At 69.6% G+C, this 11,966-nt stretch carries 13 protein-coding genes; 7 read left to right on the top strand and 6 right to left on the bottom strand.

Going from position 1 to position 11,966, the window contains the following annotated elements:
- Positions 1-7: 7 nt before the first annotated feature.
- A complete protein-coding gene (locus ADBZ9K_RS15190) occupies positions 8-3,058 on the top strand; it encodes a thiopeptide-type bacteriocin biosynthesis protein (RefSeq protein WP_526621822.1) in 3,051 nt (1,016 codons plus the stop codon).
- Here the strand turns inward: ADBZ9K_RS15190 and ADBZ9K_RS15185 are convergent.
- A complete protein-coding gene (locus ADBZ9K_RS15185; protein ID WP_526621820.1) occupies positions 3,055-4,254 on the bottom strand; it encodes an MFS transporter in 1,200 nt (399 codons plus the stop codon). The two genes, ADBZ9K_RS15190 and ADBZ9K_RS15185, sit on opposite strands and share 4 nt — an antisense overlap.
- On the bottom strand, positions 4,251-5,885 hold the full coding sequence (gene pgm, locus ADBZ9K_RS15180) for a phosphoglucomutase (alpha-D-glucose-1,6-bisphosphate-dependent) (RefSeq protein ID WP_526621818.1): 1,635 nt from the start codon (positions 5,883-5,885) through the stop codon (positions 4,251-4,253). Before pgm ends, ADBZ9K_RS15185 begins: the two co-directional genes overlap by 4 nt.
- Positions 5,886-5,953: 68 nt before the next feature.
- On the opposite strand from pgm, the gene crcB (ADBZ9K_RS15175) reads away from it, so the two are divergent.
- From crcB (ADBZ9K_RS15175) to ADBZ9K_RS15165, 3 genes are read left to right on the top strand one after another with little or no spacing between them, the layout of a single operon-like run.
- Complete coding sequence (gene crcB / locus ADBZ9K_RS15175; protein WP_526621816.1) at positions 5,954-6,352, top strand: fluoride efflux transporter CrcB; 399 nt, start codon at positions 5,954-5,956, stop codon at positions 6,350-6,352.
- Positions 6,349-6,714: a fluoride efflux transporter CrcB gene (crcB, locus tag ADBZ9K_RS15170; protein WP_526621815.1), complete on the top strand. Its 366-nt coding sequence runs from the start codon at positions 6,349-6,351 to the stop codon at positions 6,712-6,714. Before crcB (ADBZ9K_RS15175) ends, crcB (ADBZ9K_RS15170) begins: the two co-directional genes overlap by 4 nt.
- Entirely contained in the window at positions 6,711-7,787 is a 1,077-nt protein-coding gene (locus tag ADBZ9K_RS15165) for a putative PII-like signaling protein (protein WP_526621813.1), read from the top strand. The genes crcB (ADBZ9K_RS15170) and ADBZ9K_RS15165 overlap by 4 nt, the downstream gene beginning before the upstream one ends.
- Before the next feature lie 4 nt (positions 7,788-7,791).
- On the opposite strand, the gene ADBZ9K_RS15160 is transcribed toward ADBZ9K_RS15165, so the two are convergent.
- Genes ADBZ9K_RS15160 through ADBZ9K_RS15150 form a run of 3 tightly spaced genes read right to left on the bottom strand, consistent with a single transcriptional unit; the run spans position 7,792 to position 9,445 of the window.
- The gene (locus tag ADBZ9K_RS15160; protein WP_526621811.1) at positions 7,792-8,124 is read right to left on the bottom strand and encodes a cupin domain-containing protein; all 333 of its coding nucleotides are present in this window, start codon (positions 8,122-8,124) and stop codon (positions 7,792-7,794) included.
- Between the two features lie 16 nt (positions 8,125-8,140).
- Positions 8,141-8,575 carry a hypothetical protein gene (locus ADBZ9K_RS15155; RefSeq protein WP_526621809.1) on the bottom strand — a complete coding sequence of 145 codons (435 nt, stop codon included), beginning with the start codon at positions 8,573-8,575 and terminating at the stop codon, positions 8,141-8,143.
- Between the two features lie 9 nt (positions 8,576-8,584).
- A complete protein-coding gene (locus ADBZ9K_RS15150; protein ID WP_526622678.1) occupies positions 8,585-9,445 on the bottom strand; it encodes an LLM class F420-dependent oxidoreductase in 861 nt (286 codons plus the stop codon).
- Between the two features lie 32 nt (positions 9,446-9,477).
- On the opposite strand from ADBZ9K_RS15150, the gene ADBZ9K_RS15145 reads away from it, so the two are divergent.
- Positions 9,478-9,666 (top strand): hypothetical protein, encoded by a 189-nt coding sequence (locus ADBZ9K_RS15145; RefSeq protein ID WP_526621807.1) that lies wholly within the window; start codon positions 9,478-9,480, stop codon positions 9,664-9,666.
- A gap of 4 nt (positions 9,667-9,670) precedes the next feature.
- Here the strand turns inward: ADBZ9K_RS15145 and ADBZ9K_RS15140 are convergent, their stop codons facing one another.
- Complete coding sequence (locus ADBZ9K_RS15140) at positions 9,671-10,000, bottom strand: hypothetical protein (RefSeq protein ID WP_526621806.1); 330 nt, start codon at positions 9,998-10,000, stop codon at positions 9,671-9,673.
- A 98-nt stretch (positions 10,001-10,098) separates the two neighbouring features.
- Here ADBZ9K_RS15140 and ADBZ9K_RS15135 point away from each other — a divergent pair, with 98 nt between their 5' ends.
- Both ADBZ9K_RS15135 and ADBZ9K_RS15130 read left to right on the top strand, forming a co-directional pair.
- The gene (locus ADBZ9K_RS15135; RefSeq protein WP_526621804.1) at positions 10,099-10,608 is read left to right on the top strand and encodes a hypothetical protein; all 510 of its coding nucleotides are present in this window, start codon (positions 10,099-10,101) and stop codon (positions 10,606-10,608) included.
- Positions 10,609-10,725: 117 nt separating this feature from the next.
- On the top strand, positions 10,726-11,937 hold the full coding sequence (locus ADBZ9K_RS15130) for a PP2C family protein-serine/threonine phosphatase (RefSeq protein ID WP_526621802.1): 1,212 nt from the start codon (positions 10,726-10,728) through the stop codon (positions 11,935-11,937).
- Positions 11,938-11,966: the final 29 nt, after the last annotated feature.

The following is an 11,966-nucleotide window of genomic DNA, read 5'->3' as shown; positions in this document are numbered from 1 at the left end:
TGGCGCCATGGCTGAATCACTGCGTCCCAGTGGTTTTTTCGTACTGCGCGCACCCTTGCTGCCGTGGGAGGAACTGGACCGCCTGCGCGCCGATCCCCGCTACGCACACAACCTGGCCGCGCTACCGGCAGTCACCGAAGCGCTGCACCTGGCCTCGCCGGCTCTGATGCGCCGCTGGACGGCCGGCACCCCAGATCCCCGGCTGGCCGCCGCCGTCACCGCATACCTGGTGCGGATGTGCAGTCGGGCGACGCCGTTCGGGCTGTTCGCCAGCTGCGCGACGGGATTGGTGAGCGATACGACCGAGCTGGTGGTCGACGGCCCCGACGGCACGGTGCGCCGCAGTCGTCCGGATACCGCTGTGTTGGCCACCCTGGTGGAGAGGCTGCTGGCCGACCCCGAGACCCGCGCCCGGATGGCGGTCGAGCCGAACTCCAGCCGCTACCGCGCCGCCGGCGCCTGGCGTCTCATCGACAGCCGGGTGCGCGACGGCCACCGCAGCCACCACCTGGTGGTCGTCGAGGACGACGCGACGCTGCAGTCGGCGATCCGGGCCGCCTCCGGTGGAGCCACCGTCGACGAGGTCATCGAGGCGCTCTCGTCCGATACCGGTTTTGACCGTGACGAGGTGCGCAGCTACGTCGATGCCCTGGTCGACGCCCAGGTCTTGACGGCGATGGCCGAGCCCGCCGTCACCGGCACCGAACCGCTGGCACACGTGACGGCGTCGCTGCGAGGCCAGGGTTTCGCCGACACCGTGGCGGCCCTGGACCGGGTGGGTGCGGATCTGGCCGCCCTTGACGCCGCCGGCCTGGGCAACCCTCCGGAGGCCTACGCGGGCCTGTCCGAAACCCTGCTGGAACTGGCTGGCGGCGGCGAGGAGTCCCGACTAGTCCAGGTCGATCTGCACCGGGCCGGGTCGGGACTGACGCTGGGCGGTGACGTGGTCCGGCAACTGCACGAGGCCATCACACTGTTGCATCGAGTCTGCCCCACCGCTCCCAACGCGTCGCTGCGGCGATTCAAAGAGGCGTTCCGGGCGCGCTACGAGGATCGGGCGGTCCCGCTGATGGAGGCCCTCGACGAGGAGTTGGGCGTCGGGTTCAACCCGTCGAAACACCCGGCCGCCGACCAGTCCCCGCTGCTCGCCGGCATCGATCTGGGCGGACTGCCCCCCGAGCGGGCATTCACCTTTCGCGACGGGGTTCTGCTCGACCTGCTGATCCGCACCCGCGACTCCGGCGCGGCGAGCCTGGAACTCGACGCCGACGCCATCGACCGTCTCGCCACCGCCGACCCGCCGCCGCTTCCCGACGCGCTCGCCGTCACCGCCACCGTGCTCGACGACGGCGTTGAGATCCACAACGTCTACGGACCGTCGGGCGCGCAGCTGCTCGGCAGGTTCTGCCACGGCGATCCCCGCCTGGAGGCGGCCGTTCGCACGCATCTGCGCGCCGAAGAAGCGCACGCCCCCGGGGTGGTGTTCGCCGAGGTCGTCCACCTGCCCGAGGGGCGGATCGCCAACATTCTGTCGCGACCGGTCCTGCGGGACTATGAACTGGTCCTGTTGGGCCGTTCCGGGGCGCCCGCGGATCGTCAGCTATCCGTCGACGAACTCACCGTGCGACTCGAGCGCGAGCGCCTGGTCCTGCACTGCGCGCGGTTGGACGCCGAAGTCCGGCCGCGTCTGACCACCGCCCATAACACCGGACTGGGCTTCGGGGTCTACCGGTTCCTGGCCGCGCTGCAGGGTGACGGTGTCGCCGGAAACCTCGGCTGGGACTGGGGTGCCCTGTCGGAGGCCCCGACGCTGCCCCGGGTGACGGCCGGACGGCTGGTGCTCTCCCGCTCGCGGTGGCGGCTCAGTGCCGCCGAACTGGCCGCCCTGACCACGGCCGACGCCTCCGCCGGTTGGGCCGCCCTGGCCCGCGAACGCGGCTTGCCCACCGAAGTCCTCATCGCCGACGGCGACAACCGGCTCTACGTCGACACCTCCAGCCCCGCCCTGACCGCCGCGGCCGCCAAAGTGCTGCGCGGCCAGACCACGGCAATCATCGAGGAAGTCCTGCCCAGCCGGATCGCCGCCGGACCGCAGGGTCACTTCGCCCACGAACTGATCGTGCCCTTCCTGCGCGAAGCCGACCCTGCGCCTGCCGCCAGCCTCCGGCCCAGACCACGACTGCGGCGAACCTTCCCGCCGGGCACCGAATGGCTGTATCTCAAGATCTACACCGGCACCGCTTCCGGCGATGAGATCCTCACCGACACCATCGGACCGGTCCTCGCCCAACTGCGCCAGACTGAGGTCGTCGATCAGTGGTTCTTTCTGCGCTACGCCGACCCCGACCATCACCTGCGGATCCGGTTGCATGGCGACCCGGCGACGCTGCGCGAGTACGCCCTGCCCGCGCTCACCGCCGCGCTGGATCCCCACCTCGACGAGGGCACCGTCTGGAAGGTGACACTGGACACCTACGACCGCGAGATCGAACGCTACGGCGGCGACGCCGGCATCGAGTTGGCCGAACGGATACACGCCGCCGACAGTGCCGCCGTACTGAGAGTCCTGAGCATGCTCGACGACCGGGACGCCGGGTTGGACGCCCGCTGGAGGTTATGCCTGTACGCCACCGACCGATTGCTCGCCGATGCCGGACTGACGCTGCCGCAGCGCCGCGACTGGGCCAGGACAGGCGCCGCCGGCTACCGGCGCGAATACCCGAACGCGCCCCACCTCGAATCCGGCATCGCCCGCCGCTGGCGCGCTGAGCGCACCGAGCTCACCACCCTGCTCGACGACACCAGCAACCATCCCTACGAACCCGCACGCGAGGTGTTCCGACAGCGATCCGAACAGACCGCTCCCCTGCTCGCCGAGCTCGCGGATCGGGACCGCCGCGCGGTCCTCACGGTGCCGCCGTCGCAGTTGCTGTACAGCTTCAACCACCTGCACGCCATCCGGCTGCTGCGCTCAGCCGCGCGAACCCACGAACTGATCCTGCACGGCTTCCTCGACCGCTACTACGCCAGCCAGATCGCCCGGTCTGCCCAGACCTAGTCGCGGGTCTCCGGCGCCAACAACCAGCCCACAGCCGCCAGCACCAGGATCAGCCCGCTGACCGCGAACGCCCACTCGAACGACAGGTGCTGGGCGATCTCCCCCACCCCCAGCGAGCCGACAATCGAGCCCAGATCCGACATCATCTGGAACGTCGCGACCGCGGTGCCGCCACGGGCCTTGCCGATGATGTCGGCCACCGCAGCCTGCTGCGGTGAGGTGAACACCCCGGTACCCGCGCCCGCGATGAACGCACCCACCAGGAACACCGGCAGCGACGTCGCCGCCCCCACCACCGCCGTCGTCAGCCCCGACACCGCAAGGCCGGTGATCAGCAGCGACCGCCGCCCCGTCCGGTCAGACAGCCGCCCCGACGGGATCACCGCGGCCACATTGCCGGCGGCGAAGGTGGCCAGCGCCGCACCCGCGACGCCCGGCCCGCGGTGCAGCGCCTCGGTGACGAACAACGGCACGAGCGCCACCCGCAGCCCGAACGCCGACCAGCCCGTCGCAAAGTTCGACAGCAACGCTGCCCGGTAAGCCGGGTGGCGCAGCGCCACCCGGACCGTCACGGTCAGCTCGTCCACCGCCGCGGGGGCGGCCAGATGCGAGTGCCGCAGGCTGATGAACACCACCGCCGCGGCGATCAGCAGGGCGACACCGTAGATGAGGAACGGCGCGGCCAGGCCCAGTCCCGCGGTCAGGCTGCCCAGCAGCGGGCCGGCCACCGACCCGACCAGGAACGCGCTGGAGAACATCCCGGCCACCCGGCCGCGGGCGTTGTGCGGGCTGATCCGGATCATCAAGCCCAGCGCCGAGATGAAGAACATCGTCGAGCCGATGCCACCCAGCGCCCGGAACACCAGCAGCTGCCAGTAGGTGTGGGCGAACGCGCACGCCCCGGTCGACAGCGCCACGATCAGCAGGCCGCTGACATAGATGCGCCGCTCTCCCAGCCGCTGCACCAGCAGCCCCGACGCGGGCGCGAACAGCAGCCGCATCAACGCGAAGGCGGTGATGACGAACGTCGCCGCGCTGATGCTCACCCCGAAATTACGGGCGAAGTGCGGCAACACCGGCGCGACGACGCCATACCCGAGGGCGATGACCGCGTTGGCGGCGATCAGAACCCAGACTTCCCGCGGAAGCTTGGCCTCGGCTTCCGGGGGACAGTCACCCTCCGCGACGGAACTCACGCAATGACTGTATTCACCACCTCACGGGCGGCTTCCTGCACCTGCGCCAAATGCTCGGGTCCCTTGAACGACTCGGCGTAGATCTTGTAGACGTCCTCGGTGCCCGACGGGCGAGCGGCGAACCAGCCGTCGGCCGTGGTGACCTTCAACCCACCCAGCGGCGCGCCGTTGCCCGGCGCGGTGGTCAGCTTGGCGGTGATCGGCTCGCCGGCCAGCTCGGTGGCGCTGACCTGCTCCGGGGACAGCTTGGCCAGCCGCGCCTTCTGCTCCCGGTTGGCCGGTGCGTCGACCCGGGCGTAGACCGGCGCACCGTACTTGGCGGCCAGCTCGGCGTAGCGCTGTGATGGCGAGGTCCCGGTGACCGCCAGGATCTCCGAGGCCAGCAGCGCCATGATGATGCCGTCCTTATCGGTGGTCCACACCGATCCGTCGCGGCGCAGGAAGGATGCACCGGCCGACTCTTCACCACCGAAACCGATTGTGCCGCCGATCAATCCGTCGACGAACCACTTGAAGCCGACGGGCACCTCGATCAGTTTTCGGCCCAGCCCGGCCACCACCCGGTCGATGATCGACGAGCTGACGGCGGTCTTGCCCACCGCCACACTGGCCGGCCAGTCCGGCCGGTGCGAGTACAGGTAGTCGATCGCCACGGCCAGGTAGTGGTTGGGGTTCATTAGCCCACTGTCGGGGGTGACGATGCCGTGCCGGTCGGAGTCGGCGTCGTTTCCGGTGGCGATCTGGTAGGCCTCCCGGTTGGCGATCAGCGAGGCCATCGCGTTGGGTGAGCTGCAGTCCATCCGGATCTTGCCGTCGGTGTCCAGCGTCATGAACCGCCACGTCGCGTCGACCAACGGGTTGACGACGGTCAGGTCCAGATCGTGCCGCTCGGCGATGGCGGCCCAGTAGTCGACGCTGGCCCCGCCCAGCGGGTCGGCCCCGATGCGGATCTTCTCGGCGCGGATGGCGTGGATGTCGACCACGTTGGGCAGATCGGAGACGTAGGCATCGAGGTAGTCGTGGCGCTGCGCGCTGCGTAGGGCCCGCGCGAGCGGAACCCGCTTCACGTCGGCCAGCCCGCCCCGCAGAATCTCGTTGGCGCGCTTGGCGATCGCGCCGGTGGCGTCGGTGTCGGCGGGCCCGCCGTTGGGCGGGTTGTATTTGAAGCCGCCGTCACGCGGCGGGTTGTGCGACGGGGTGACGACGATGCCGTCGGCGAGCTCAGTGCTGCGCCCGCGGTTGTAGGTCAGGATCGCATGACTGACCGCCGGGGTCGGGGTATAGCGATCAGCCGAATCGATCATCACCGCAACGTCGTTGGCGGCCAGCACCTCCAGCGCCGACACCCAGGCCGGCTCGGACAGGCCGTGGGTGTCACGACCGATGTACAGCGGCCCGGTGGTGCCCTGGCCGGCCCGATACTCCACAATCGCTTGCGTGGTGGCCACGATGTGCGCCTCGTTGAACGCCCCGTCGAGACTGGAGCCGCGATGCCCCGACGTACCGAACGCCACCTGCTGGTCGATGTTGTCGGGGTCGGGCTCGACCGTGTAATACGCGGTCACCAGGTGGGGCAGATCGACGAGGTCTTCGGGAAGCGCCGGCTTGCCGGCGCGGGGGTTAGCCGCCATGGCGCCAATTCTGCCTCTCTGCGGGCGATACTTGCTCGCGGATTCACTAACGGTTAAGGGGGTAGCCCGTGTTCGGACATGACAACCGCGAGCTGGCCGCCGTGTTCGCCGGCGGCGCGCTGGGCACCGTCGCGCGCGCGGGCCTGGCCACGCTGATGGTCACCGACCCGGGACGCTGGCCATGGCCGACGTTCATCGTCAACATCGTCGGCGCCTTCCTGCTGGGCTACTTCACCACCAGACTGCTGGAACGGCTGCCGGTGTCCAGCTACCGCCGCCCACTGCTGGGCACCGGCCTGTGCGGTGGCCTGACGACGTTTTCCACCATGCAGGTCGAGACGTTGAGGATGATCGAGCACCACCACTACGGCCTGGCCGCCGGGTACACCGTCGCCAGCATCGCCGCCGGCCTGCTGGCCGTCTACCTGGCGACGGTTCTGGTGCGCCGGGTCAGGGTGCGCGCGTGAACGTCGCCGTATGGGCCGGGGTGCTCGTCATTGGGGGGCTGGGATCGGTGGCCCGGTTCATGGTCGACCGCGCAGTGGCCCGCCGGGCGGCACGCTCCTTTCCGTTCGGCACCCTGACCGTCAACATCAGCGGCGCGGTGCTGCTGGGTTTCATCACCGGACTCACGCTGAGCCACAGCGCCGCGCTGCTGGCCGGCACCGCCTTCGTCGGTGCCTACACCACCTTCTCCACCTGGATGCTGGAGACTCAGCGGCTCACCGAGGAGCGCCAGATCGGGCGGGCGATCACCAATCTGGTCGTCAGCGTGGTCCTCGGAATCGCCGCTGCGATGCTGGGCCAGTGGATTGCGAGCCTGCTGTGAGCGGCACCTACCTCAAGCTGACCACCTACTTCGGGGAGCGTCAGCGCACCGGGTCGCGCTTCACCGCCGAAGCCATCCTCGACCTGTACGCCCAACGCCAGGTGGCCACCAGCGTGCTGCTGCGCGGCATCGCCAGCTTCGGCCCGCGCCACATCATCCGCAGCGACGAATCGCTAACCCTGTCGGAGGATCCGCCCGTCGCCGTCACGGCGGTGGACACCGAGGCGACGATCGCCGCACTGGTGGACGAGGTCGTCGGGATGACGACCCGCGGCCTGATCACCCTGGAACGGGCGCGCCTGCTGGGCTCGACCCTGTCGGGGGCGCCGCTGCCCGACGGGGGCGACGCCGTCAAACTCACGATCTACATCGGCCGTCGCCGCCGTGTCAACGGAGCGGCGGCGTTCTACGCGGTGTGCGACCTGCTGCACCGCCACCACTTCGCCGGGGCCACCGTGTTCCTCGGGGTGGACGGCACCGCGCACGGCCAGCGCCGCCGGGCCCGGTTCTTCAGCAGCAACCTCGACGTGCCGATCACGATCCTGGCCGTCGGCACCGCCACACAGGTGCAGCAGGTGCTGCCCGAGCTGGAGACGATGCTCTACCAGCCGCTGGCCACGGTGGAGCGCATTCAGGTGTGCAAACGTGACGGCCAGCTGCTGTCCCGCCCGCCGGCCCTGCCCGCCGTGGACGCCGGCGGGCGCGAACTGCGGCAGAAGCTGACCATCTACACCTCCGAATCCGCCCACCACGACGGCGTGCCCATCCACCGGGCCCTGATCCGTCGGCTGTGGGAATCGCACACCGCCAGCGGCGCGACCGTGCTGCGCGGCATCTGGGGTTTCCACGGCAACCATAAACCGCACGGCGACAAGGTGATTCAGTACGGTCGCCAGGTTCCGGTGAGCACGATCGTGGTCGACACCCCAGAGGTCATCGCCCGGTGTTTCGACATCGTCAACGAGGTGACCGGTCGCCACGGGCTGGTCACCTCGGAGATGGTGCCCGCCCTGCTCATGCTCGACGGCGCCGTGCGCTCCGGCGCGACCGACCTGGCCGACTACCGTTACTAAACGATTAGCTGTCGGCCAGCACGGTCAGCAGGATCACCGAGTCGTCGACGGCGTGCAGGCCGTGTTGTTCGCGCGGAACCACCAACAGATCGCCGGCCAGTCCGTCCCACCCGTCGTCGGCCGTCGTCAACCGCACATGGCCACGCAGCACCTGCAGCGTGGTCTCCCCCGGCGTGTGGTGTTCGCTGAGATCGCGGCCGGCGGCCAAGGCGATCAGGGTCTGACGGAGTTGATGGTCGTGGCCGCCGTGCACGGTACGGGCGGCGCGCCCGCTGTTCGAGGACCGCGCAGCAGCCAGCTGTTCGTCGGCGAGTTGGGACAGCGAAACCGAGTCCATCAGGTCCTCCACGTTCTCACAGATTGAGCAGCAGAGCGCCGCCCACCAACAGTGCCACCACCTTGACGATTTCAAACACGACATAGACGTAATGCGCGCGCGAACGGCCGCCCTCGGCCTGACCGGCGTCGGCCAACACCGCGTCGGAGCGACGGGTCAGGTACGGCCGCACGCCGATCACCTGGCTCAGCAGCGCACCGATGGCCACCAGGATCGCGGCGGTGACACCGGTGCTCGGCGTGCCGACCACCAGCGCGACCACCACGACCGCAGCGAGGACGACCTCACAAACGTTGAGCGCGCGGAACACCAGCCGGCCGATTCCCAGTCCGAGCTGAACCGTCACCCCGGGGGCACGAAACTTCAGCGGCGCCTCCAGGAAGGAGATGGCCAGCACCATCCCCAGCCAGACGAACACCGCCGCTGCCGCGACCGCCATCGAATGCTGCACTGCCTCCCCTTACTGCCAACCGCCGGCAAGCTCGGCGATCCAGCCGGCCGCCTCATCCGGGTCCTGTGGTGGTGAGCCCACGAGCACGAGTTCGTCGACGCCCAACTGTGCCAGACGGGTCGCGTCGGACGGGCGCGGTTGGCGCAGCGCCACCGAAAGCCGCAACTGCGCGGGGTCACGACCCGCGTCGGCGCACAGCCGCCGCAGTGTCGAGACCTTGGCGGCGACATCGTCGGCGTCGAGCAGGTTGAAGCCGTACCAGCCGTCACCCCAGCGCGCGACCCGCCCCAGTGCGGCCTCGCTGTTACCGCCGCACAAGATTGGGATGCGACGATCGCGTAACGGCTTGGGATTGACCTGGATCGCGGTGAAGTTGACGAACTCGCCTGTATAGGAGGCGATGTCATCGCGCCAGATGGTGCGCATCGCCGCCACGTAGTCCGCGGCGCGGGCGGCGCGGCGCTGGAACGGGACACCGAGCGCATCGAATTCCTCACGGGACCAACCGATTCCGATGCCGAGTGAGAACCGCCCCCCGCTGAGCCGGTCGAGGCTCGCGGCCTGCTTGGCCACGATCACCGGGTTGTGTTCGGGCAGCAGCAGCACACCGGTGGCGATGCCGATGGTCGTGGTCGCGGCGGCGGCGAACGACAGGCCGATCATCGGATCGATCCAGTCCGCCGCGGCGGGCACGGCGATCTTGCCGTCATCGGCGTACGGATACCGCGAGACGGACTCGTCCACCATCACGACGTGCTCGCCCGACCACAGGGTGGCGAACCCGCGCTGCTCGGCGGCGATGGCCACCGCTGCGATCACGGCGGCGTCGGCGCCCGTGCCGATGCCCAACGCGTGCAACCCGAGCCGCATACCGCGCATCATCGCACGGTCATGATGGATCCATGGGCGATGATGCGATAGCCGTATTACGGCGATGGGAGGACGCCGGGGCACACTGGGCGGTGATCGACCGCCAGCACGCCACGGTGACCATCGGGCTCTACCGCTGCGACGGCGGTGAGGAAGTCGACCGGTTCAGTTCCGCGGACCCCGCACTGCTGGAGTTCCTGCGCGACCGCAACTTCGATTGACGCCTCAGAGTCGAATGAACCCGCCGTTCCACCACACACCCCAGGCCGGTAGATCGGGGTTCCAGACCACCGGTAGCCAGGGCGCCCACGGCGGTGGCGGCGGCGCCGGCGGTGCCCACACCGGCACGACCCCGTCGATCTGGGCGAGATGCCCGGGTGGCGGCTGATATCCCTGCCCGGGCGGCAGCGGGTTATCGGGGCCGCCGACGTTGGCGCCGGGCCCCGACGGGCCGCCCGGGATCACCGGCGGTCCGGGTGGACCCGGCGGGTCTGCCTGGGCCGCCCCGGCGCCGATGACGAGCACCGATGCGGCCACCGCTCCCGCGAATGCCACACGCGTAACCATCTCGAGCGTTTTCATCGAAGATGTCTGTACCCGGTTGCCCCCGTGCGGTAAACACGTCGGTATCGCCGCCAGAAAGGGGCACGCCGATGCGGAAGTTGGTACAGGCCGCGGCGGCCGGTCTCGCCGCGACCACGTTGGCAGCGTGCGGGGGCAGCCCCGACACCACCGCCACCCTGACAGCGACCACCGCGGCGCCGACCACGCCGACCGCAGTCGCCGCCGCGCCGCCCGCGCGAGCGCCCCGCATGGTCAAGTGGATCGATCTCAACCGCGGTGACTGCCTGGCCGACCCACCGCCGTCGGATCCCGCCGTGGTGATGGTCAGCGTCATCGACTGCGCAGGCCCCCATCGCGCCGAGACCTACCTCCGTGCTCCGCTGCCGGTGAACGCGGCGCTGGCCGAGGTGGCCGAGAAGGACTGTGCCACCGGCTTGACGAGCTACACCGCGACGGCGGCCGAGGCGGGCCGGTACACGACCAGCTACCTGATCGACTCCGACCAAGACCGGACCGCGAACAACCCCTACCCGAGCACGGTGATCTGCCTGCTGCTGAGTGCCGACGGACAGGCATTGACCGGCTCGGCACGCCGCTGAACGGAACCGCTACCTGCGCGGGTTGGGTGCCGCGGACACCAGCCGGTAGAGTCAATTTGTTGTTCAAAGAGTTCACAGGTCAAAGCGCGGCCGGTCTCACGTGAGGATTCATGGCCTATGCGCGCACCCTATGACCCGCAGGTGCTGAACCCCTCCGGCTTCGCCGGAGCCAACCAGCGGCCGATCGCGTTGCTGCTGATCGAAGACGATGAAGCCGATGCCGTGCTGGTGGAAGAACTGATCGCCGACGCCGGTGCCGATATCACGGTGGACTGGGCACCCTCGATGTCCGCGGCGGAAGAGAAGTTATCCGGCTCGCGCCCCGACTGTGTGCTGCTGGACCTCAACCTGCCCGACGCGAACGGCATTTCGGCCGTCGACCGCATCGCCAAGCGCGACGCGGCGCTGCCGATCGTCGTGCTCACCGGCCTCAATGACGAACACTTCGGAATTTCGGCAATGGCGTCGGGGGCCCAGGACTACTTGGTCAAGGGCCTGGTCGAACCCGAGACGTTGCACCGGTCGCTGTTGTATGCCATCGAGCGCAAGCGGGCCGAGTTGACCGCCGTCGACCTGCACACCAGTCAGGTGCGGGCCCAGGAGAACGCCCGGCTAGAACGCGCCCTGCTGCCCCTGCCGCTGCTCGACGAGAACCCCGGTGTCGACATCGTCACCCAGTACCGCCCTAGCCGTGAGAACGCGCTCCTGGGCGGTGACTTCTACGACGTGGTCCAGACCCCCGACGGCACGGTGCACGTCATGGTCGGCGACGTGGCCGGCCACGGCCCCGACGAGGCGGCCCTGGGCGCCGCGCTGCGGATAGCCTGGCGCGCGCTGACCTTCGCCGGCCTTCGCGGCAACGAGCGGATGCGCCGCCTGGAGCAGATCCTGCGCGCCGAGCGGGCCGGTACCGGCATCTTCGCGACGGTGCTCAGCGTCGCCCTGTGGCCCGACAAGCTGGGCTTCACCGCTGTCCGCGCGGGTCACCCGGGGATGCTGCTGCACGGTCCCGGCACCGTCGAATGGCTCGAACCGGAGCCCGGCCCGGCACTGGGTCTGGGCGCCCAGCAATGGCCGCAGAACGAGTTGGAGCTACCGGAGGGCCACGGGCTGGTGCTGCTCACCGACGGCCTCTTCGAGGGGCACGCCGGTGTCGGTGAACAACGGCTCGGCGAGGACGGCCTGCTGCAGTTAGCCCGTTCGTTGGCCACGCTGCCAGGCCAGGAGTTCGTCGACGCACTCATCGAAGGCGCCGAACGCCGTGCCCAATCGCACGGTGGGATCAGCGACGACATCGCCGTGCTGCGGATCGAACGGACGCGCGGGTGAAAGAGGTGGCAGGCACCCGGCTGTCTGGC

Origin of the sequence: Mycobacterium sp., assembly GCF_965229265.1 — a bacterium.
Classification (GTDB): Bacteria; Actinomycetota; Actinomycetes; order Mycobacteriales; family Mycobacteriaceae; genus Mycobacterium.
This window is presented reverse-complemented; position numbering and strand designations above follow the sequence as displayed.